General features: G+C 67.6%; 15 protein-coding genes. 4 read left to right on the top strand and 11 right to left on the bottom strand.

The genetic code is table 11. The annotated features are described in order from the left end of the window. Positions 1-8 precede the first annotated feature (8 nt). Genes QUS11_03675 through QUS11_03665 form a run of 3 tightly spaced genes read right to left on the bottom strand, consistent with a single transcriptional unit; the run spans position 9 to position 3,924 of the window. Positions 9-989, bottom strand: a complete 981-nt coding sequence (locus QUS11_03675; GenBank protein ID MDM7992389.1) for a GNAT family N-acetyltransferase — start codon at positions 987-989, stop codon at positions 9-11. Next, on the bottom strand, positions 986-3,223 hold the full coding sequence (locus QUS11_03670) for a hypothetical protein (protein ID MDM7992388.1): 2,238 nt from the start codon (positions 3,221-3,223) through the stop codon (positions 986-988). Before QUS11_03670 ends, QUS11_03675 begins: the two co-directional genes overlap by 4 nt. After that, positions 3,220-3,924 (bottom strand): polyprenol monophosphomannose synthase, encoded by a 705-nt coding sequence (locus QUS11_03665; GenBank protein MDM7992387.1) that lies wholly within the window; start codon positions 3,922-3,924, stop codon positions 3,220-3,222. Before QUS11_03665 ends, QUS11_03670 begins: the two co-directional genes overlap by 4 nt. Positions 3,925-4,039: 115 nt before the next feature. Between QUS11_03665 and QUS11_03660 the strand changes: the two genes are divergently transcribed. Continuing rightward, on the top strand, positions 4,040-5,086 hold the full coding sequence (locus QUS11_03660) for a hypothetical protein (GenBank protein ID MDM7992386.1): 1,047 nt from the start codon (positions 4,040-4,042) through the stop codon (positions 5,084-5,086). Here the strand turns inward: QUS11_03660 and QUS11_03655 are convergent. From QUS11_03655 to QUS11_03625, 7 genes are all read right to left on the bottom strand, one after another. Further along, a complete protein-coding gene (locus QUS11_03655; GenBank protein ID MDM7992385.1) occupies positions 5,083-6,000 on the bottom strand; it encodes an aminoglycoside phosphotransferase family protein in 918 nt (305 codons plus the stop codon). The genes QUS11_03660 and QUS11_03655 overlap by 4 nt on opposite strands. Then, positions 5,997-8,327: a signal peptide peptidase SppA gene (sppA, locus tag QUS11_03650; protein MDM7992384.1), complete on the bottom strand. Its 2,331-nt coding sequence runs from the start codon at positions 8,325-8,327 to the stop codon at positions 5,997-5,999. Before sppA ends, QUS11_03655 begins: the two co-directional genes overlap by 4 nt. 53 nt (positions 8,328-8,380) lie before the next feature. Beyond that, positions 8,381-9,343 (bottom strand): transposase, encoded by a 963-nt coding sequence (locus QUS11_03645; GenBank protein ID MDM7992383.1) that lies wholly within the window; start codon positions 9,341-9,343, stop codon positions 8,381-8,383. A 134-nt stretch (positions 9,344-9,477) separates the two neighbouring features. Beyond that, on the bottom strand, positions 9,478-9,798 hold the full coding sequence (locus tag QUS11_03640) for a hypothetical protein (GenBank protein ID MDM7992382.1): 321 nt from the start codon (positions 9,796-9,798) through the stop codon (positions 9,478-9,480). A gap of 1 nt (position 9,799) precedes the next feature. Next, on the bottom strand, positions 9,800-10,285 hold the full coding sequence (locus QUS11_03635; GenBank protein MDM7992381.1) for a hypothetical protein: 486 nt from the start codon (positions 10,283-10,285) through the stop codon (positions 9,800-9,802). Between the two features lie 10 nt (positions 10,286-10,295). After that, the gene (locus QUS11_03630; GenBank protein MDM7992380.1) at positions 10,296-11,531 is read right to left on the bottom strand and encodes a DUF1015 family protein; all 1,236 of its coding nucleotides are present in this window, start codon (positions 11,529-11,531) and stop codon (positions 10,296-10,298) included. A 74-nt stretch (positions 11,532-11,605) separates the two neighbouring features. Further along, a complete protein-coding gene (locus tag QUS11_03625) occupies positions 11,606-12,367 on the bottom strand; it encodes a hypothetical protein (protein MDM7992379.1) in 762 nt (253 codons plus the stop codon). A gap of 55 nt (positions 12,368-12,422) precedes the next feature. On the opposite strand from QUS11_03625, the gene QUS11_03620 reads away from it, so the two are divergent. Both QUS11_03620 and QUS11_03615 read left to right on the top strand, forming a co-directional pair. Continuing rightward, positions 12,423-15,350 (top strand): PD-(D/E)XK nuclease family protein, encoded by a 2,928-nt coding sequence (locus QUS11_03620; GenBank protein MDM7992378.1) that lies wholly within the window; start codon positions 12,423-12,425, stop codon positions 15,348-15,350. Further along, positions 15,337-18,411 carry a UvrD-helicase domain-containing protein gene (locus QUS11_03615; protein MDM7992377.1) on the top strand — a complete coding sequence of 1,025 codons (3,075 nt, stop codon included), beginning with the start codon at positions 15,337-15,339 and terminating at the stop codon, positions 18,409-18,411. Before QUS11_03620 ends, QUS11_03615 begins: the two co-directional genes overlap by 14 nt. Before the next feature lie 54 nt (positions 18,412-18,465). Here the strand turns inward: QUS11_03615 and QUS11_03610 are convergent, their stop codons facing one another. After that, positions 18,466-20,673: a C25 family cysteine peptidase gene (locus tag QUS11_03610; protein ID MDM7992376.1), complete on the bottom strand. Its 2,208-nt coding sequence runs from the start codon at positions 20,671-20,673 to the stop codon at positions 18,466-18,468. Between the two features lie 98 nt (positions 20,674-20,771). Here QUS11_03610 and QUS11_03605 point away from each other — a divergent pair, with 98 nt between their 5' ends. After that, on the top strand, positions 20,772-22,844 hold the full coding sequence (locus QUS11_03605) for a patatin-like phospholipase family protein (GenBank protein ID MDM7992375.1): 2,073 nt from the start codon (positions 20,772-20,774) through the stop codon (positions 22,842-22,844).

Here is a 22,844-nt window from a genome sequence, read left to right as displayed (position 1 = left end):
CCCTCCGGTCATCCGTCTATCCTGCCCGTGAAGGTGTCCCTGAAATGGCCCCTGGCGCTGAACGACTCCTTGAAGCGGCAGAGCCCGCGGTTCACCTGCATGTCGAGGGTGAATGTGCCGAGGTCGAGGTGCCTGTAGCCCGAGTCCCTCGCCCACCTGATCACCTCCTGGTACACCAGGTTGACCGGGCGCAGGGCCTGGAATCGCGCGTCGTGCGAGATGTAGAAGGCCAGGGTGACCCTGGGGTTGCACCTGAACATCACCATCCCGGCCAGGACGCCCTGCTCGCCCCTCGCCACGAACTGCGTGATCATGCCGGGGCCCAGGAGGTCTCTCAGCCTCTCGAGCTCCTCGATGGTGTGCGTCGGCCTCACCCCGTGGCGCTCCTGGAGGTTCGTCTCGAGCACCGGGTAGAAGGCGGAGAAGTCAGGCTCCTCGAAGACCTCGATGCCCATCCTCCTGGCCCGGGAGGCTCCCCTCCTGGCGGCGTCGCGGAACGCCAGCTCCACCTCGTCGCCCATCCTGCCGAGGTCGATGACCGCGGTGAGCTCCCTCTTCCGGTACGTGAAGCCGCGCCTGACCAGGGCGAAGTCGAGGTAGTTCGACGGGCGCCTGTGATAGACGAGGGGCGGGGAGGTCATCTCCATCCCGGCCGCGCCCAGGCCCCTCGCATGGGCGATCAGTGCGTCGACGCACTCCTCGACCGTCTCCAGCCCGGCGCCGTCGTTGAGTACCAGGCCGCCCCACGACGCCCCGGGATACGATCTGAACCAGCGCTCGCCGTTCACGGTGGACAGGGCCCCGGTGGCGATCGCGACGAACGAGCCGTCGCCCTCGTCCTCGAGGACCACGTGATGGTTGTCGAACCGCCCGGGCGGGTGGTAGTCGAAGAATTCCGGGAGGTGGAAGAGGGTGCCGTTGGAGGAGAGCCTGACGAATTCCGCCCACCTCTCCCTGTCACCGAACTCGAGCTGTCTTGCCCTGATCATCTGACTACCGCCAGCTTTGAGACTGCAGTTCCCGATTCCGACACGATCAATGCCAGATAGATGCCGCCTGCCACGGTTTCACCCCCGGAAGCCCCGTCCCAGTACCATTCGTCCGGGGAGGCGGCCTCCACCGACGTGATGAACGCTCCGTCCACCGAGTAGAGCCCCACCTCCACGGGCCCCTCGCCCGCCCCGGCGAGGCGCAGGACGCTCCCGTCGCCCGGCAGGAAGGGCTGGGGGTAGAACGAGGGCCCGCTCGAGGCCCCGGAGCCGGCTCCCGTATCGAGGACCCAGAATCCGATGGCCGAGGAGAGCATCATCCTTCCCGACTCCTCATCCCAGAGGGCGAACTCGTTCTCGACCCTGCCGGAGGGGATGAACGGCGAGTTCGACTCGGAGTAGTACGCCACCGAGGCTCCATCGACCGCCGAGATGCCGGAGGTGCCCAGGCACCATGCCGTGCCGTCGCCGTCCAGGGCGAGGGCCTTGATGGTCCCGGAAACGCCTTCGACGATGGAGAAGCCGGTCGACGGATCCCACCGGGCGAGCCCGGCGCCCGTCCCGACGAGGACGCCCCCCTGGGCGTCGTCGCAGAACGAGAAGACCTGGTTCGAGGGGAGCCCTTGGGATGCTCCGTACGCCTGGCCCGGTGCGGGGAGCCAGGTGTCGTCGGAGTGCACGAGGGGCGTGCCGGCGAAGTCGAGGTACTGGCACCCGGCGTCACCCGAGAATGCGATCCACAGGCCGCCCGCTCCATGCCTGTAAAGGGAGCGGATGTTGCCCGAGGCTAGCCCCTCTCCTTCCCCGAAGGTGGCCCACTGGAGGTCGCCCGAGGCGGGGTCGCCCACGCAGACCGAGATCCCGCTCGGTTCGCCGGGAGCGGACCAGAAGGGCTCGTGGCCGATCCAGAGCGTCCCGCCATCCGACACCAGGCAGACTACCTGGTTGTTGAGGAGAGGGCACTCGATCTGGGTGACCGAGGGCGGCATCCCGGTGCTGTCGCTCACGAATGTGACCAGGCTGTCGTCGGAACCTCCTGGCGTGCCTCCGTCGTCGACCCAGGTCAGGCCGTAGTGGTAGCTGGCGGTCCATACCGTCCCGCCCGGGGCCTCGACGGCCGGGTAGACGCGCAGCGTGGTGGGGAGGCCGTCCTCCTGGTCGAAGGTCGTCCAGGTGTCGCCGTAGCGGGCCATGAGCCCGGCGTTGTGGCTGCCGGAGTAGAACACGCCGTCGACGAAGGCCGGCTGATAGCAGCTCCTCGCGGGCAGCCCCGGGATCTGCAGCGTGGTCCATATCCCCGAGTCGAGCCGTGCGAGCCCCCTGCCGTAGTCGGTATTGGTCCAGTGGAGGGAGCCCTCGCCGCACCAGACCGAGCCCCCGCCCACGGCGAGGAACGTGGCCTGGGTGCCGGGGGGGAAGCCCTCTCCCCAGGGCTCCCAGACGGTTCCGGAGATCCTGCGGCGCACTCCGTAGCATGCCGCCAGGAGCCCGTCCGGGGTCTGGACGAGATCCATCACCGTGCTGTCGGCAGAGCCCGAATAGTCGAGGAGCACCGTCCATGCGGCGGCATCCCTCCTGAAGACGCCGCCCGTGCCGAATCCGTACAGGCTGTCGGGGGCGGCCAGGAATCCCTCGATCCCCAGGCCCTGCGTCCCCGGCCAGAGATGCCACGAATCCTTCGAGAACGGGCTCGCGCCCAGATCGAGCGAGAAGACTCCGAGCCCGGTGGCTATCCAGAGCGAATCGTCCCTCTGTGCGAGGGCGTCGACTTCATCCGCGGGGAAGCCGCCCTGGGTGAGATCCTCGTCGAGATGCAGGAACCCGGTGCCGTCCCATCGCGCCAGGCCGCCGTCCGACCCGGCCCAGATCCAGGACCCGGCCTGCTCCACATCCGTCACCGCGCCGGAGCCCGGGATCCCCTCGAAGGAGGTGTACACGGTCCACTCGCCGTTCTCGAGCAGGGCCAGGCCGTCCTCCGTGGCGCACCAGAGCCTGCCCTGGGTGTCGAGGAGGACGTCGTCCACGGCGAAGTGGGGAAGGTCGCCGGGGTAGCGGTACTCGGTCTGGAATCCGCCCGAGAAGGAATAGAAGAAGACCCCGCCCGACGTGGCGCACCAGAGGCCGTCGGGGGTGGCCTGCGCCGATCTCACATGGGTCATGGACGTCAGGAGGTTCCACTCCCCGACCTCCGGCGATGCAGCGAGGATGACGAGGGCCAGGGCCGGCAGGGTCATCGGGAGAGCCAGGGGAACTTCAGGCGCCAGACCATCCAGACCGCCTCCCAGACGATGCTCCTGGTCATCTTGGAGGTGCCCGCGTGGCGGTCGACGAAGATGATGGGTACTTCGACCACGCTGCATCCCGCCTTCGCCAGCTTGTAAGTCACCTCGATCTGGAACGAGTAGCCGTCCGAGCGGATGCCGTCGAGGTCGAGCTTCTCGAGGGCTTCCCTCCTGAACGCCTTGAATCCGCCGGTGGCGTCGGTGACGGGCAGGCCGGTTATCAGACGGGTGTAGACGTTGGCGAAATAGGACAGCAGGAGCCTGGACAGCGGCCAGTTGACCACGTTCACGCCGCTGCAGTACCGCGAGCCCAGGGCGAAGTCGTGGTCGGCCAGGGCCGCCGTCAGTTCGGGCACCTTGCCGGGGTCGTGGGAGAAGTCGGCGTCCATCTGGATGATGGGATCGTACCCGTGCTCGAGCGCCCAGCGGAAGCCCGCGACATAGGCCTGCCCGAGACCCTTCTTCTGGGGTCTGGTCAGGAGGTGGACCCTGCCTGTGTGCTCGAATTCGCGGACTGCGTCGCCCGTGCCGTCCGGGCTGCTGTCGTCGACGACGAGGATGCAGGGAGAGCCGGGCAGGTCGAGAATGGCGGGTATGAGCCGCCTGATGTTGGATATCTCGTTGTAGGTCGGGACGACGGCCAGAGGCCTCATCAAGCCAAGCCTCCTTGAGGGGTTCCGGTATGAGTATAAACCCCCGGACCGGATGCCTGCCATGCGGCGGGACGGCCCGATCTTCGAATATATGGCCTGATACTGGAGGGGGCAGATGAAGTTCCATCACTTCTTCCCACTGATGGCAGGAATGCTGTCGGCGGGCGCGGAGGCCGGCTGGGCAGCCCTTCCGCTGGTCAGCTACTCCTCCGGGTCGGGCCTGCTCTACGGAGGCAGGTTCGAGGCGGTCACGGGCGGGACGTCTCCCGCCTCGTTCTCCCTGACGGCCTACGGCACCACCCGCGGCGGCCAGTACGAATCCTTCGGCGTGAGGCTCCCGGCGGCAGGGAGCTCGTGGTACCTCACGGGCAGCCACGACCAGAGGCTCGGGAGGGACTTCTACGGCTGGGGCAACTCGGGCGATCCGGACTCCAGCCTCGAGTACGACAGGGAGAGGGACGCCGTCGCCATCGGACGCGCGCAGACCTTCGGCCCGGTGCAGGTCAGGCTCGGCGCCGAGGTGCGCCATTCCTCCGCCTTCGGTTTCGAGGAGGGCGGACTCTGGAGCGGGCTGCCGGGCCTCCTGGCATCCTCCGAGTGGACAGCGGGGCCGTCAGTGGAGATCCAGTCGAGCTCGTGCCCGATCCCGGTCTGTGAGGACATCCGGGTCCGCTTCGACTGGCAGCGCGGAGAGGCAGCGGAGTACTGGACCGGAGACCTGGAGAGGGTGGCCTACCTGCCGCTGGGCGGAGATGCGCTGCTCGCTCTAAGGTACGACCTGGCGCACCATCACGGCGTAGATGCCACGCCCCTCCCCTACCTTCCGTTCCTGGGTCCGGACCAGCTCCTGCGGGGATACGCAGACGACAGATTCTCCGGATCGTGGATGACGGTGGCCAACATCGAGCTCCGCAGGCCGCTCTTCGATCTCGCGGCCGACCCCGCGACCGGACAGCCGCTGGCGACTGTCGGGGCGGCCCTGTTCGGGGATGCCGGACAGGCGTCCGACAGTTTCGGCGGAATAAGATGGGACCGCTGGCATCCCGACGCGGGGGTCGGGCTCTCCCTCGCGGTGGACGGGATCGCGGTCAAGCTGGACCTGACGGCCCTTTCCCCCGAGGGCTTCCACATGGGGATGTCCCTGGGCTCCGGGGAGTTCTAGGAGCCGGAACACCCCGGGTCGAAGCCGAAAAGGGCCTCCTCGAAGGCCCTGCCGTCGGCGACCGGCACCTTCTCGAGCCAGCGCCCGAGCCTTCCGAACCTGTGGAGCAGGCTGCAAGCGAGCACGCTTCGAGCCGTCCCGGGGCTCCTCGGGAGCCCGTAGCCGGACAGCAGGCTCCATGTGAGGTCCGGTTCCCCGAAGCACATGTAGAGGAGAGGGGCTCCGAACTCGTACAGGGGATGCCCGGACATGGCGTCGCCGAAGTCGATGAGCCCCGAGAGGCGGATGCCGTCGCCGTCGCGCATGGCGAACACATGGTCCCAGGTGACGTCAGCGTGGAGGAGCACCGGCTCGAAGGGGCCCGGATCGAGGTGCGCGCGGTCCAGCAGCCAGTCCCTCCACCCGGCGGACGGCGGGTCGTTCCGGGATTCCAGCGTGGCTTCCAGACCGGATGCGAATGCGGGCCAGTCGGTCTGCAGGGCCGATGGAACCGGGGTCCGGTGCAGCCCGCGCAGCAGGCCGCCGAGTTCGTGCAGCAGGGATTCCTTTCCGCTGCGCGGCAGGAGCGGCCAGAGATCCCTCGCCGGTCTGCCGGGGATCCTGGTGATGACGAGATAGGGCCAGCTCTCCAGGGTGCCCTCGTGGGCTATCGCGGGGAAGGGTCCGCCGCCCATGGCTCGAAGCGCGGCCCGTTCCGCCTCGAAGTCCTCCGGCCAGAGCGGCGCGAACACCTTGATCGCCATCCCGGGAAGCATGAAGACCAGATGCGTCCCCGAATCCGCCCTCGCGAGCCCCGACTGCGGGATCCCGTGCCTGCGGCAGATCTCGGCCGCCGCAGGCACGAAGTCCGAACTGCTCTTCGCATCCCTGTAGGAGGCGGGATCGGCCGCCTCCGGCAGGAGCCCTCCGCTCACTCGACCACGATCGGCTGCATCAGGTAGAGCGGCCTGTCGAAGGCCGACACCTGCTCCAGCAGGCTCTCGAGATCGAGCAACGAGGCGCCGCCGAACGGGCTCATGCTGAATCCCTCGAACAGGCCCGGCCTGGGATACACCTCCACGGCGGGCACCCAGTCATCGTCCAGCCCGGCCATGCCCGCCGCGCAGCGCACCGCGTCGGCCAGACCGCCGATCCTGTCGACGAGGCCGATCTCCACGGCGTCGGATCCCGACCAGACGCGTCCCCGGCCGATCGAATCGACCTGAGCCGGGGTCATGCCGCGGCCTTCGGCCACCCTTTGAGTGAAAAGGTCGTAGCAGTGGCCGACCGACTCCTCGACGTTCTCCCTCTGGGCGTCGGAGAATCTCGAGAAGATGCTGAACATGTCGGCCATCGGATAGGGCGAGACCGTCTCCACGTCGACGCCGATCCTGTCGAGCAGGTCTCCCGCCGCGATCTTCCCCCCGATGACACCTATGGAGCCGGTGATCGTGAAGTCGTCGGCGAAGATGCTGTCGGCGCCGCAGGCCATGTAGTATCCCCCGGAGGCTGCGACGCCTCCCATCGAGACGACTACGGGCATCTCGTCGGAAACGTCCTCGATGCAGTGCAGCATCTCCTCGGAGGCGAAGCTGTCTCCGCCGCCCGAGTCTATGCGGATGACGACGGCCTTCACGCCGGGCCGCGCTGCCGCGCTCCTGACGAGCCCGCAGATCGTCTCGCTGCCCATGGTCTCGCCCAGGGGGAACGAGTAGCCGCTCGAGCCGCGGGTGATGAAGCCGGTGGCCACTATGACGGCTATTCGGGGTTCGGGACCCCAGGCGTCGCCGACCGGGATCGAGTTCCCGTACTCGTCCAGGCTCTGCACCGCTATTCCGTGACCGTTGGTCTCGGAAAGCCTCTCCTGGATCTCGTCGGGGTAGGCGGTGCTGTCGACGAGCCCGGCGCTGACGGCCTCGCGAGGGTTCAGCATCCCCTCCTCGAGCAGGGAGACCATCTGCGGCGGCTCGAGGCCGCGGCCGTCCGTCAGGGCCCGGAAGAGCTCGGTGTGGAAGGATTCTAGCAGGGCTGTCTCGGCGATCCTCTGGGCCTCGGACATGTCGGACCGGGTCAGCATGTCGGCGGCGCTCTTGTACTCGCCTATCCGCACGAGGTCCGGGTAGAGCCCGATGTTGTCGAGCAGGTCGCGGATGAAGATGCCGTGGGCGGCGAAACCGGTGAGGAACGTCTCGCCGGCGGGGTGCATCCAGAACTCGGTGCCCGAGCTGCCCAGGTAGCATTCGATGTTGCCGGGGGAACCGGAGTAGACCACGACCTGCTTGCCCATTCCCCTGGCCCGGGCGAGCTGGGTCCTCAGCTCCTCTGCCTGCGCGGCGGTGCCGGTTCCCCCGTCGGTCTCGACTATGAACCCGTCGACCGACGGATCCTCGACCGCCCGCTCCACCAGCAGGATCTCCTCGGAGAAGCTGCGCCCGACCGGGCCCAGGAAGGCGCGGGAGGGCTCCTCTCGGGTCGTTCCCGTCTCTATCCTCACGTATGTGTGCCGGCGCGGGAGGATGCCCGCACGGGGGGAGGACGTCAGCCGGATCTCCGCCCGGCCGCCTGAGTACTCGTCATCCTGGGCGAGGCCCGCGAAGGCGGCGCCGAGATGCCCGAAGTCGGTGGAGATCCCGGCGGACACACGGTCCTCGGCGAGGCCGAGCCTGATCGCGGCCCCCGGAACTGGCCTGTATTCCAGGCCTCCGTCGAACTCGAAATCGTCGAAGTCTTCGCCGGTCACAGCGTTGCCGGTGAAGGTCAGCCGGTCCCCCAGGGGTCTGACGGCCAGGCCGGCTCTCAGGGATGCGTCTCCCTCCACGGAACCGCCGTCGTATCCCCCGTGGCGGACCAGGCCGGCGGAGATCATGGCCGAGGGCCGGAACGAGAGACCGATGTCCCAGGATCCGACCCCGTCCCAGGGCCCGCCCGAGACCGGATCCATCCACGAATAGGCGGCTCCGGCGGCCAGGCTCCCGCCGATCCCGAAGGCGGATCCGGCGGTGAACCTCCTGAGATCGCCCCCGTTCTCCCACCAGCCCGAGAAACCGACACCGGGCGCGCCGAGGAAGACGCGGTCGGGCCGGTGCAGTGAGCTGTCGCTGGACGGGAGCCCGACCGAGAGGAGCATGTCGGGCTGCCACGCCAGGCAGGCCGGGTTGACCGTCTCGACCATGCCGGGCCCGGGGAAGGCCGGCCAGTCGAAAACATCGGCTGGCCCCGGAAGGCCCGCGATCAGAGCAACCGCCACCGTCATCACCATCATGCCCCGCCTCCGTCCGGTGTCAGAGGAAAAAATGTCAAGTAATCAGTTTCGTGTTATCGGACTATTATCGTCTTGCAGTTCAATAGATAGTTCACGCCCTGTCTGGTCATCCCGAGCAACCTGCCCGTTTCAGTGAAACTCAGCCCCGCCTCTGTCACGAGGCGTCTGGCCGCATATGCTCGAGCTTGTGTGACTGAACCCCTTCGAGAATTCCCTGTGAGAACCCCGGGACTCAGATTGAACCTCGAGAGAGTCTCGCTCAGGATTGACTCGACCTTTTCGTGTTCGGCCGCCCTGTTCCTCACATCGATCGAAACCGATCCGACCACAGATCTTGCGACAGCTGCACTGGACTCCACATCCCCCAGCAGTCCTGTCCGGCGAGGGGAGTCCATCGAGATCAGATCTGACAGCCTGCTGCTGACAACACCCTTCCTTCCGAGGATGAAACCCTCTCCTCCGTACTCCCATGCCGGAGAATCCGATTCCATCATGTTGAGATATGACGACAGGGCTTCACTCCTGCTCCCTCCGAAGAGCGACAGCACCCCGTCGATGTCCTGACCGTCGATCGCGACACCTGTGACAACGGCTCTATGGCCGGTCCAGGGATACTTCCCGAGAGTTTCCACGGAATCCAACATCCCCGACGCCACGGGATTGAGATGGATGTACCGGATGACGGACAGAAGGTAGCTCTCGTCGTTGACCAGGATCGATCTGAACCTGTCTTCGAAGAGATGGCCGGTCCTGTCGTGCCTCCGGTTGAAGCAGCGGGCATAGCTCGACAGAATCTGCTGCATGAAGCCGGAAAGGGGATACTCGGCGCATCTCACGAGGAGATGGACGTGGGTTCCCATCAGCGCCCAGGCGAGAATCCTCGTGCCGGTCAGCGAGCAGACCCTGGAAAGCACATCGAGAAATGCGACTCTGTCGGTGTCATCCTCGAACAGCGGCCTTCTCTCGACGGTCCTCGTCATCACGTGGTGCAGAGAATCCGTCTGATCGAGTCTCACTCGACGACCCATCCCCGCCCCTCCTTATAAGGACAGGCCGGTCATGCGACCGGCCTTCACATTTAAATTCGCTCGATCATCAATTACCCTGATTACTTTACATTTTTTCCTCTGACACCGACCGGATGGGGGGGTCAGCGGCGGGGGGCGATCAGGATCGCGATCGGTATCCAGAGCACCAGGGCCCCGAGAAGGAACGGGAGGATCGCCACGATCCCGAGCAGGCCGTGGTGAAGGGCCAGCACCCCGATGATCCCCCACCCGATCAGCAGGAATCCGAGCACCCCGTTCTCCCTGCGGTCGATCCCCCTGCAGAGCGATGCGACACCCCCCATCGACAGCAGGATCGGCCACCAGCGGCCCACGTGCACGCCGAAGCCCCAGAGCATGAGGAAGAGCCCGAGAGAACCGAGAACCACCGTCCAGACGACCCAGCCCCTTGTTACGCCCGGCATGCTATTCCCCTTCCTCTGCGGGTGGCGCGAGGCCCGTCAGATCGACCAGCCAGGCGCCTTCCACCAGCCTGACGGGGACCTCCTGCGGCCCCTCGCCGGTTCTCACCACTACCACGGCCAGGGTCGAATCCCTGTAAGTGACCGACCTGATAGATGTGCTCAGGGCGTGAGCGGTCTCCGAGCGAGCCACCATCAGGGAGAAGAGCCGGCGCCCGTCGAGGGCCTGGAACTCCTCCTCGGTCATTTCGCCGGCCAGCTCAGTCAGCGGCGTCAGCGCCTCCGCGTACCCGAAATGATGGAGTATCACGACGGTGGAGTCGTAGAGCTGCCTGCTCGAGGGCGTGACAAGCTGCCATGCCTCGTCGTAGGAGGAATCCGCCAGTGCATCCGCGAACCGCTCCACCGCGCGGGAGGCGTCGCTCCCCCCGCACGAGGCGGTGATCAGGGCGCAGGCAGCCGGGAGGAGGAGGATCCAGGCCGTTCTCATGGCTGCTTCGCTAGAGCTGGTGGACCACGAGCCCGCTGCGGAGCTTCGGCTCGAACCACGTAGACTTCGGCGGCATCACGTTCCCGCTGTCGGCCACCGACAGGAGCTGGTCCATGGTAACGGGATGGAGCGAGAAAGCCACCGCATACCTCCCGGAGTCGACGAGCTTCACGAGCTCGCCGGTACCCCTGATGCCTCCGACGAAGTTGATCCTCCTGCTGGTCCTCGGATCATCTATACCCAGGATGGGGGCCAGGAGGTTCCGCTGGAGGATGCTGGCATCCAGGCTCCCGACGGGATCGTCGGCCCGGTAGCTGCCGCGGAGGGCCTCCAGGCCGAGCCACCTGCCTCCGATGTACATCGAGAAGTGTCCGGTCTCGGCGGGAGTGGGGGCGGGGTCCTCGTAGATCCTGAAGTTGCCCGACACGAGCCTCATGAACTCCTCGGGGGAGTGGCCCGAGAGGTCGGCGACGACCCTGTTGTAGGGCATGATCTGGAGGTTGCTCTGCGGGAAGATCACGCTGAGGAAGAAGTTGTACTCCTCGCGTCCGGTATGGGCCGGATTGGCGGCCCTTCTCTTCTGGCCGATGATCGTCGCTGCGGCGCTCCTGTGGTGCCCGTCGGCCACGTAGAGGAACGGGATCGCCTGGAAGACGCGGACTATGTCGTCCACGAGCCCTGGATCCCTGACCACCCAGAAGGCATGGCCCACCCCGTCGGCCGAAGTGAAGTCGCAGTCGGGGGCTGCGGCACAGACCCGCGCCCTGGCCTCCTCCATCGCGGGCACGTCCCTGTAGGCGAGGAAGACTGGTCCGATCTGCGTGTTCTGGGCCTCGATGTGCCTTATCCTGTCGAGTTCCTTGTCCTTTCGGGTGAACTCGTGCTTCTTGATGACATCCTTCTCGTAGTCCTCGATCGAGGCGCAGGCCACGAGGCCGGTCTGGGAGTGGGTCCCCATGGTCTGCCTGTAGAAGTAGAAGGTCGGGACGTCGTCCTGGACCAGCACTCCCTCCTCGATGAACCTGCGGAGGTTCTCGGCCCCCTTCGCATAGACCCTGTCGTCGTAGAGATCCATCGAGCCGTCCAGATCGATCTCGGGCTTCGTGCAGTGCAGGATGCTCCACGGGTTCCCCGCGGCCATCTCCCGCGCCTCGTCGGAATCGAGGACGTCGTACGGCGGGGCGGCGACCTTCTCCGCCATGCCCTGTCGCGGCCTGAGACCCATGAACGGTTTGATAGTAGCCATATGAGAGATCCTCCGATGAATGGCTGTGGTTCCCCGGTCGAGCCGGGATTCGTATCCTAATCAGAAACGGCCGGTCACGGCACGGCCGGTTTCTTCTCCATCAGGGCGGCGACCAGCTTCGATTCCTCTCTGTACCGCGGATCCAGCACCGGCCCCTCGAATGACGCCAGGGGCTTCTTCCAGGGGTTCTGCGCCAGGCCGGCCTCCCTGAAGAGGATCATCCCTTCGGCCATTATCCGCCATCTCCACTCCGGTTCCGAGGCTCCCCAGCCGAGGACGATGTCCGGCAGGCCGTAGGGTTTCGCTCCCCTGTGGCAGGATTCGAGCACATGGAGCCCCTCGACGAGGAACCCCGACCCTGCAGGGGCCGCCGGTACGGATGAATCCTTCCCGGAGAGCCTGAGCGCCCTGGCATGCAGGGTGCGCCCCAGCAGGCCCCCGCCCGTTCCTGACGAGAGGCCGAGACATCTCCCGATGTCTCCCAGCCCCTCCGCGGTGCGGTATGCCGGACCGAGTTCGGTCCTGAGCGCCTCGGCCTCCTGCCCCGCCTCCCTCCTGAGGGCCGCGGCCCTGAGGAAGGCCTCCAGGGCGTCCCGCCAGGCGCCTGCAGTGGCGCAGGCGTCTCCGAATACCATCCAGGAGTAGGCCTTGTCCGGCTGCTCCCCGCACAGGAGCCTGGCCTCGTCCATGGCGGCGGCAGGATTCCCGAGCCTGAACAGCAGCCGTACCGCCTGCGCCCTCATCCGGCCGAGTTCGTAGGGGTTGGCCGAGGACATCTTCTGCCTCAGCGCAACGAGTTTCCTGCCATCGGAAGCCTGCTCGCCCGACCTGCTCAACGCGTCCTCCCGCCTGTCGACTCCCTGGGTTCCCTGTCGCCCGGTATCTTCGAACATGCTCAAACTGATCGAAGGACACTACAGGGCGCTCGAATCGGTCCTTCCCGGCGAGGTTTCCAGAGCCCTTGCCCTCGGCCCCGCAGCCCTCGTCCCGGCGGGATCGGCCCTCCAGAGGAGGGTCCTCCGGGTGCTCGCCGATGCCGGCGAGGGAATCCTGCCGGGGCTGGAGGTTCTCCCCGGATTCCCCCAGCTCGCCGCCAGGCTCGCTTCCGATCCCTTCTCCTGCGAGGACCCGGGCGAGGCTGACCGCACGCTGCTCGCCATGGATGCGATGGGATCCATCCCGGCCGGACTGCCCTACTCCGCGCTCTCGGGCGTCGCCCATGCCGCCCGCTCCCTTTCCGCATTCTTCGAGAAGGATCTGCTGGACAGGGGCATAGATCCCGCCTCCTACGACGTGAGCGCCTTCGTATCCGAATCCGGGGGCGATCCCGTCACCGCGGCTGAACGGAGCACGGTCGAGGCCGTCGGGATCGCGTTCCGGAAGTATGTGCGGCTCAGGACGGGCCTCTTCCCCGGCACTCACGACCAGGCCGCCATGTCGGCCCTGTCGTCACGGCCATCCCGGTACCGCTCGATCATCCTCTACGGGTTCCTCGACCTGAACCCCCTGCAGAGGCGCATGCTGAGGCACCTGGTCGAATCCCTCCCCTGCGTGGTCTTCATGTGCCCGGTCCCGTCCGCCCTCGAAGCCTGGAAGGGGATCGGCAGGCCGACGAGACTCCTGCTGGACGGCAGGGCCGGCGACAGGATGCGCGCCGACTCGAACCGCCCCCCGTCCCGGTTCCTCACGTTTGCCGATGCCCTCCTTTCGGGCGACATCAGGATCATCCCGGAGGGATTCAGGCTGGTGAACGCGCCCGGCCCGGCCGGGGTCGCGAGGGCCGTGATCGATTCTCTCGCGGGTCCGTCCGCATCAGGGATCCCCGCTTCGCAGACCGCGGTCGTAGGGAAGGGACAGGCCTTCGAAACCGTCGAGACGTTCCTCAGGGCGGAGGGGATCCCGGTCGCCCGGCCCTGGAAGTGCAGGCTCGGAAGCCTGCCCGCGGGTTCGCTCCTCTCTGACATCGCCAGGCTGAGGAACCTCGACTTCCACCACGGCCTGCTGACCCGCGTGTCCGGTTCGGCGGCGGTGGCGGACGCATTCCGGGCCTCGCCCGACGAGATCGCGCTCGCATTGCAGGCATCGGGGGTCAGAAGGGGCAGGGAGATGCTCGGAAGGATGGCGGCTCTCGACGGGGCCGTCCACGCACGGGCTTCCGCGCTCGCGAAGGCCCTCCTCGAAGGTGACGCACTGATCCCCGGCACCGCCCCGCCGGGGGTCATGCTCGAAGGTCTGTGCAGGGCCGCGATGATCCTCACCGGGCCGGACGGCCATGCCGGAGCGGCGGTCGGATCGCTCCCCGGTCTCGCCGCGCCCGTGTACCGCGGGAGCGTCGGATTCGACAGGTTCGCGGAGATGCTGGACGTGATCCTCGAGACGGTCTTCATGGAGAGGCCGGGCACCCCGGGATCGGTGGAGCTCCTCGAGATGGAGGAGGCCAGGGGCACGAGCTTCCGCCACGTCATCGTGTTCGGCCTCGAGGAGGACGTCCTGCCGGGGGTGGCCAGGAACGATCCCAGGCTGCCCGATGCTCTGCGGAAGGGCCTCGAGCTTCCTCCGTCGTCCCTGCGGGAGACGGAGCAGGCTCTTCTCTTCAGGCAGGTTCTGGAATGCGCTGGCGAGCGCCTCACGCTGGTGAGGATGACCATGGACGCCGCCGGCCGCGAGGTCTCCTGGTCGCCGTTCATCGAGCCCCTCGTGGAGCCTTCGGAGCGGATCGCCGGAATGCTCGCGGGATGTGCATCCACGCTCCCGGCCGACCCCGTCTCCATCCATTTCGGGGGCTCACGGGCCGGCCAGGCGGATACCAGGGACGCCTTCGGAGGGACCCTCCCCCTGCACAGGCCGTTCTTCGCCGAGGCCTGCGCCGTCGAGGCCTCCAGGCTCGACCGCGGATCGCCGTTCGGCCCTGGCGACGGAATCCTGGGCGCGATGCCCGGGCTGGCCGACGGCGCGTTCTCGCCCTCCAGGCTCCAGGACTGGGCGGCTTGCCCGTTCCGCTACATGGCCGCGAGGCTCTGGCACCTGGCCGAACCGTGCGATGCGGCGATCCTCTCGAAGCCTCCCCCCCTAGCGAGGGGCAACGTCATGCACAGAGCCCTCTCCCTCTGCCTCGCCGAGCCGGGCAGGCCGGCCTCCGGGGCGGTCGCGCAGGCCTGTGCGGAGCTCGATCTCGCAGGGCTGATGGGCAGCCCCGTGCTCGCCGGAAGGTTCGCGGAGGCGGCCGCGGCAGAGCTCGCAGGCATCCTGGCCTTCCTAGAGGACGAGGGGCTGGAGCCCGACGGGGATGATTCCATCGAGACGGGGCGCCGTGCACGCACCGGGGCGGGCGGCATCGAGCTCGCCGGAAGGATCGACATGATCCTGCGCAACGGGGCCGGGAGGGTCGTCCTCGATCTCAAGACGGGCAGCGCGACCCCGGGCCTCCGGGCCGTGCGGAAGGGCATCGACGGGGGCGAATACCTCCAGGTGCCTCTCTACGCCGCGATCCTCGAAGCTCTAGGAACGCCCGTGGACAGGGCCGGCCTGCTGTATGCCTCGAAGCCCTCCCTCGAGACCACATTCGGGCGGGACGAACTCGGGCCGGTGATGGAAGCCTCGCTGTCGCGCGCGGAGTCGGCGGTGCGCTCGATCCGTGCCGGCATGTTCCCACCCGCGGGAGCGCTCACCGGTGCCCCGTGCAGGGGCTGCTGGGCGGCCGGGCTCTGCAGGAAGGGGCCGGACGAGAGGATAGGGCCGAAGCTGGCCGCGACAAGAGGGCCCGGTGGCGAGCTGCCTTCCTGGGATGCCGGTACGGAGGGCGTCGATGAGGATGCCTGAGCCCCCCCGCCCTGCCGACGCCGTCGCAAGGGAGATGATAGTCTCCGAAGTGTCGCGGTCCGTGTCCGTCGAGGCCAGCGCCGGCACCGGCAAGACGTTCCTGATGACCGACAGGGTCATGCGGCTCGCGCGGCATTTCGGGGGCATCGACAGTATGGCGGTCCTGACCTTCGGCGAGGCGGCTGCGGCCGAGCTCAGGCGGCGGATCAGGTCGAGGATCGCGGCAATGCCCGACGAAGGCGGCGAAGGAGAGCTCAAGCGCAGGCTGTCGGCGCAGATCCCGGGGGCCTACGTGACGACGATCCACTCCTTCGCATCCTCGATGCTCAGGGAGTACCCGCACCTCACGGACACGGACCCCTCCTTCGAGATCTCTGCGTGCGCCTTCACTTCAGCCGACCTGTCGAGGCTCTGGGAGGAGCACCTGCTGGAGGACCCCGCGAGGCTCGCCGGGTGCGCCGACCTCGTCGCCGCCTGCGGCAGCAGCCTGCCGGGCATCGCGATGACCCTCGCCTCCAGGCCCTGGGCGGGGGATGCCGCCTCTCTGAGCAGCGACGGCGCCGGCGCCCGTGCCGCCGCGTCATCGGCGCTGGCCCGGCTGGAAGCTCTTGCCGGTGAGGCCGATCCGACCGATGCGATGGCCTCGAAGATCGCCTGCTTCATCGAACTTGCCCGGCCCGTGCTGGACGGCCACGCCCCGCCGGGCACGATCGACAGGGCCGTCGGCGCCATCAATCTCCAGGGCGGCAGGAAGGCCTCATGGCCGGACGGGACCCTGGCCGAGGCGAAGAGCCTCTTCGGGCGGTTCAAGGTGATCCTCCGCTCGCTGCCGCTGGCGGAGCAGTTCGAGCGCCTCGTCCCCCCGTTCACGGAGCGGCTCCGCTCGATCCGGGCATCCGACCGGTCGAACCTGTCCTTCGACGAGATACTCTCGCGCCTGTGCGGGGCGCTCGAGAAGTCGGAGGACCTGAGGAGGGCCATCTCCTCCAGGTTCGTCCATTTCCTCGTGGACGAATACCAGGACACGAGTTCAGAGCAGATCGCCATCTTCAGGAGCATCCTCGCGGGCTCCGGGGGCTACGGGCGCGGGTCGATAACGGTGGTCGGCGACCCGAAGCAGTCGATCTACGCCTGGAGGCAGGCCGATCTCGAGCTATACGCCGAGGAGCGCCGGGGCTTCGAGGCCGACACGGCGGGCACTCTCTCGGAGAGGATCACCGTGAGCTTCAGGAGCAGCCGCGCCATCGTCTCGCTGGTCAACGCGGCCGGGCCGTTCATCTTCGGCGGCACCTCCCCCTTCGACTGCGGATACTCGGATTTCGAGCCGCGGCCGGACGCTCCCGAAGGCCCCAGACCGGTCGTCGTCCTTCTCGACGATGCAGCGACCGGTGACGATCCGGGTCCGACACCCGGCGAACTCGTGGACATGGCCGCCGGATGGTGCGCCCGCAGCCTGGCGTGCGGGCCGGAAGGGGAGCCCGCCCGGGGCGGGGCCGCCATCCTCATGACGGCGGGGACACATGCGGGGATACTTCTCGCACGCCTGTCGGAGGCCGGCATACCGTACTCGGCGACAGTGGGGAGGACATTCAAGGCGAGGCCGGAGACCGTCGACCTGAGGGAGATGCTCTCCTGCCTTTCGTTCCCGGGTGACGGGAGGGCTCTGATCCACACTCTGAGGTCTCCCTTCTTCGGTGTGGAGGACGGTGAGATCACGAGAGCGGTGGCGGCGGGCCTCGCTGGATGGCCTTCGCTCCCGGAGGGCTTCGCCGGCAGGGTACCGCAGGCGGCCAGGGCCTGCGAGATGCTGTCGCGGCTCCGCAGCGCCTCCGCCCGCATGCCGGTCGGCGACTTCCTCCATCTCCTGCTCTGCGAGACCGAGATCGCACCGGTACTCGCCGCCTCGGGATGGGAACCCGACCGGAGGCTCTCTAATCTGGGCTTTCTGATCGAGCAGGCCGCGGGCGGGGCTTTCGCCTCGCTCGCCGACCTTAGGGAGGCCCTCGCCGATGGCCCCGGAGAGGGGATACTGGAGGAGCCTTCCCCCGTGACTGCCCCGGGGACCGTCTCGGTGACCACCATCCACAAGTCGAAGGGGCTAACGTTCGACGGCGTCATGCTCATCCCCCCCCTCGGGAAGCACGATTCGAGGAGGTCCAGAGGACCCGTCCTGCTCCACGAGAAGGCCCGCAGGGCAGCCGTCTCCTTCGGTGCGGACCTCGGCACGCCGCTGCTCGACGAGCTCAGGGAGAGGGAGGCGCAGCAGGATGCGGCGGAGGCCAGGCGCCTGGTGTACGTCGCACTCACGAGGGCAAGGACTGGGCTCGTGGTCTTCGTCCGGAGATCCGCCTGGGAGGATCCGCCTCGTGCGCCCGAAGGCTTCGACGGGATACTCGTGAATGCGCTGCGGGGAGCCTGGGAGGCGGACAACGGATTGCTGGACGTCTCGGAGGCCCCGGGAACGGGAGGTCTGGTGCACAGGGCGGTCCGGAGGATCGATCCTGCGCAGGTCCCTTCGGAGAGGCCGCTCCCCGTTCTGTCCGCCGTCGTCCCGGAGGAGCCGGCGCCTGACGCCTCCGACGGGTCTCCGGCCATCAGGCTGGGGCTCACCGTGCACAGGATCCTGGAGAAGATCGACCTGGCGGAGCCGGAGGCATGGCTGGATGCGAGGAGACCCCTGCGCGACACTTCCGGCGCCGACCCTGCCAGGGTGATCGAACTGGTCCTGAACCTCTTCGCGATGAAGCTGCCGTTCGACATCCGGAAGACGGCCCGCGCCCTCAGGGAGTATCCGTACATCACCCGGGGCCGCCAGGGCTGCCTCCGGAGCTATGTCGACATCCTCGCGGAACAGGGCGGGAGGCTCTTCGCACTGGACTACAAGACGGACTCCGTGACTGAGGCGGAAGTGCCATCCGCGGCTTCGGGATACATCGCGAGGCAGGCCGGCTACGGGCAGGACCTGGCCGACGCGCTCGGGCGCGAGGTCTCGGTGTGGCTGGCCTTCCTGTCACCCGGGGTCGCTCGTCACGTCGGGGACTTCAGGCCTTCCCCGCGGTAACGGAACCGGCCCGGGTCGCCCCGGGCCGGTTTTCGATCCTGTCCTGCAGGGAATCTAGCGGATGACCGTCACGGCGCGGGAGGTCGTCTCGCCCGCACCCGTCAGCCTGAAGAAGTAGACGCCGGAAGCCAGGCCCTCGGTGGCGTTCACGGACATCGTGCCGGAGACATCGCCCTGGAAGGGTCTCGCCACGATCCTGCCCGTGAGGTCGAACACCTCGAGCGTGGCAGCGCCTTCACCCGTGATGGCCACGACGCCGGCCGCGGGCATCGGATTGGCGAAGCTCATCGTGAAGGGGCCCGCGGGCTCGCCGCCCTCGATGCCGACGCCGGTGACGCTGATCGTGCCCATGTAGGGCTTGTAGTTGTGCCTGCGGACCGTGACGTTCATGGTGCCGGTGGTGGCGGGGCCGACGTACAGGGTCACGCTGCCACCGGTGGTCCAGTCGCGCTCGAGGACCTCGCCGGCCTTGTAGAGACAGACCAGCGCGTCGTCGGAGGCACCGGAGACCGTGACGGTGACAGGGCCTGAACCGCTGATCGAGGCGGGGTGCGAGACGCTCATGGTCATGGGCACGCCGCCCGAGGTCTGCCAGGTCCACATCTCCACGGACGGGTCACCCATCAGGTTGTAGCCCTCGAAGTAGTACTTGGTGAGGCCGCCGCCGCTGAGGTAGGCATACAGCGAGAGCTTGCCGCCGTTGAGGAAGCCCATCGGCCAGTAGATGCCGTTTCCGAGGAAGTTGAGATACTCGCCCTTTTCCTGGACGTCGTCCTCGGTCCAGTACGAGGAGGGGACGGAACCCCAGAACCAGAGGCCGCCCTTGCTCGGAGTCCTCGTCCAGGTCTCGCACCAGGCTGTGGCGGTGCCGTAGTCGCCTGTCAGGCAAGCGTGCGACAGGACGCCCGGGAACATGTTGTCGTTGGTGAGCTGGTTGAAGTTGCTCGATCCGAACGACATGTCGCCCCAGCTCGTCTGGGAGCCGTGGCCGGAGAAGGTCAGCATCGACTCGCCCTGGTTCACTGCGGTGACCACGTCCGCGGCGGTGGAGCCGTAGGTGGCCGGGTAGAGCTTGTCGGCAGTGAAGCCCAGCGGCGCGGCATAATTGGTGATGCAGTAGTTGTGGGTGCCCTCGGAGATGCTGGAGTTGTCGCTGCTTGCGATCCAGCCCTGGCTCTGCAGCCAGGCGCCCGAACCCGAGTAGGCCCACTGCTCGTAGTCTATCACCCTGTCGGCCATCATGATGGCCTGACCGGTGGTGGTGACGGAGAAGCGGCCGATGAACGCGTCGGGCACCCAGCCGCCGTCGTCGAGCGTCACGTAGTAGAGATCGGTGACGCCGCTGTAGGCGGTGGCGGTGTTGCCGGGGACGAAGCCGGTGTCGCCCACGAGGAGCACGTACTGCGGAGGCGTGCTCCAGGTGGAGAGGGCGTCGAGGATGTAGGCCTCGATCTCGGCGGCGGTGGAGCCGGTGGTGGCCGTGGAGACGAGCGTCACCTCATAGCCGCACATGGACTTCCAGGTGACGAAGTCATCCATGGAGGTCTCGTAGAAGTCGGGGTGGGCGATGATCAGGTAGCCGCCCATCGGGGAGTCGGTGCCGTCGAAGGAGTTGAAGGTGCCGTAGTTGACGGCCATCGAGGAGAGCAGGGGCTCGAAGCCGGAGGCGGCCATCCTCTCGGCCTCGGAGAACGTGGCGCCCAGGTCGCCGCCCGAGAAGCCGAGGCTGATCGTGGCGGAGTTCAGGACATCGACGGAGCGGTCGGCCGGGTTCCAGCGGACCGGGGCGACCTCGACGAGGATCAGCCGGCGGCCGCGCATCATCCCGGCGTCGACCAGGCGCACCCAGGAGGAGGGATAGGCCTCGCCCCGTACATAGACGGCGGGATCGAACACGAGATCATACGAATCCCTCGGCATGTCCTTCGGCACGGAAGGGATGCCGGGGGCGACGGCCGAGATGCCCGGGATGTTCATGGTGCTGATGTTCTCGCCCGAGAGGGAGACATCGATGTCGGCGCCGATGGGTGCGATGATCCAGGTCCTGAAGACCGGCAGGGCCGGGAGGCCTGCCTCGGCCAGGTTCTCGGCGCCGTCGACCATGACGCCGGTGTAGACTCCGCCGTCCAGCCCGGTCTCGACGAACCTGGGAGAGGGCGTGTCGAGGTCGAGGACGACTCCGTCGACCGATGTCTCGACGGTGGTGAGTCCGGCATATGAGCAGGTAGCCAGGACTGCCAGCATGGACAGCAGAAGCTTCACAGGGGCTCCCTTCTGAGTGTATGCGATCCTGTATGATAGGTGAATCCAAAGTAAGATACCCGACCGCCCCGGCCGGGTAAAGCCTCCGGAGGAGACCGATGCTGGGGATGCTGCTCATGTCCGCCGTGCTTTCCCAGGTGCAGGGGTACTCGGTCGCCCTGTCGGGGGGCGGGGCGAGAGGGCTGGCCCATGTCGGCGTGCTGCTCGCGTTCGAGGAGCGGGGAGTCCCGGTCAAGACGGTCGCCGGCACCAGCATGGGCGGTCTCGTGGCGGGCCTCTACGCATCGGGCTGGACCGCCTCCCAGATCGACAGCATAGCGCGGAGCATCGACTGGGGAGAGCTCTTCTCCGCCGAGCCCTCGCGGGAGATGTCCTTCCTGCCGCAGCGGCTCGAGGGCGAGATGGAGGTCGTCACGCTCGGCCTCAGGGGCATGACGCCGGTGCTGCCCCCGGGCGCGGTTTCCACACAGAGGGTGGCATCCCTGCTCGTCTCGCTCACCTCCTTCACGCAGCTCAGTGTGGGATACGGCTTCGACGACCTGCCCGTGCCCGTGCGCATCGTCTCCTTCGACCTGGAGAGCCGGAGCCGCATCGTCAGCGATTCCGGACAACTGTCCACCGCAATGCTCTCCTCGATGGCCTTCCCGGCTGTCTTTCCCGCGGTCAGGGACGGGGGCATGCTCCTGGTCGACGGAGGCGTGGTCGACAACCTCCCGGTCGACATCGCGGCGCGCACCTGGGGCCTGCCCGTCATCGCGGTCGACGTCTCCTCGGAAAGAGGCCCCCTGCCGGAGAAACCCACGCTGCTGGAGGCGGGGACGCTCACCCTGCAGGCTCTGATGGGCACACTGAACGGGATCTACGAACGGCGGGCCGACTACACCGTGAGACCAGACCTGGGCGGGGCCGCCCTCTGGGACTTCGGTGACGCCGATTCCCTGATAGCGGCCGGCTACAGGGCCGGGCTCGCACTCCTCGACAGCTACCCCGAACTGACCGGGAGGCCATTCCGCCGTCTCCCGGCGACCGGCGGCCGGACCGTGGTGGGAGACGTGATGCTCGGCGGGCTCAGGAGGCTCCCGGAGAGGGCCGTCTTCCCCTGGCTGGAGGTGTCGCGGGGCGACACGCTCACTCCCTCGAGCCTCAGGCACGAGGTCGAGCTGCTGTATTCCTCGGGCCTCTTCGGATCGGTGCGGCCGGAGATCTCGAGGTCGGGCGACGGGGCGGCCTGCCTCACGATGCATCTCGAGGAGCGCGATCCGTCGGAGATAGGTCTGGGCATGGCCTATCACAACGAGACCGGATTCGAGGGCAGGCTCGGCATCCGCACCAGGAACTTCCTGGACACGGGCCGGCGGGTCTCGCTCGGCCTCGGCGGAGGCGACGGATATGCGTTCGCCGAGATGTCGGGCACGGACCACGCGCCCCGCAGCAGGTTCTTCCAGCAGCTCGCCCTGTCGACCTGGCAGATGGTCGTCCCGGCCCCGTCCGACAGCGGTTCGGACCCGAGCGTCGAGAACAGGCTCTCGGCCGAGCTCGCGCACGGCATATCGCTGAGCTGGTTCGGGCTGTCGCAGATCGGGACGGGCCTCACGGCCAGGTGCTCCCCCGGCGCAGGCTGGAGTTCGTTCGGCCGGATCTTCGTAAGGGGCATGACGCAGACCTGGGACGACCCGATGAACCCGAGGGAGGGAGGGCTGGTGAGGGCCGAGATATCCCTGAGCCCTCTCAGGCACGTGCACCAGATCCTCGACATCGACTTTGCGAGGGTGCTGCCGATGGGGAGGAGGGCTTCGGCGAGGCTCTGGGGATGGACCAGGCTCTCGTCGGGGGACGTGGAGGAATGGCAGTACGACAGGCTCACAGTCGCCCACGCCATTCCGGGGCACGCATGGAACTCGCTCCCGGCCCGTGAGAGGTTCGCCCTGGGACTCGACCTCAGCAGGGACTTCAGGGGCCCGTTCTTCGCCTCGGTCCGGGCGGCCGGATCGTGGGACTGGGAGACGCCGCTCGAACCCGATGAAGGCTCGGAATCCTGGGGAGCCGGGCTTTCCGTGGGCGCCAGGACTCCGGCCGGGCCTGCCAGGATCTCATGGGGGACCGGTTCCGACGGCCAGTCGGCCTGGACCGTCAGCATCGGGCAGCCGGGGGCGTTCGGCCCCGGCCGGTAG

Source organism: Candidatus Fermentibacter sp. (assembly GCA_030373045.1).
Lineage (GTDB): Bacteria > Fermentibacterota > Fermentibacteria > Fermentibacterales > Fermentibacteraceae > Fermentibacter.
This window is presented reverse-complemented; position numbering and strand designations above follow the sequence as displayed.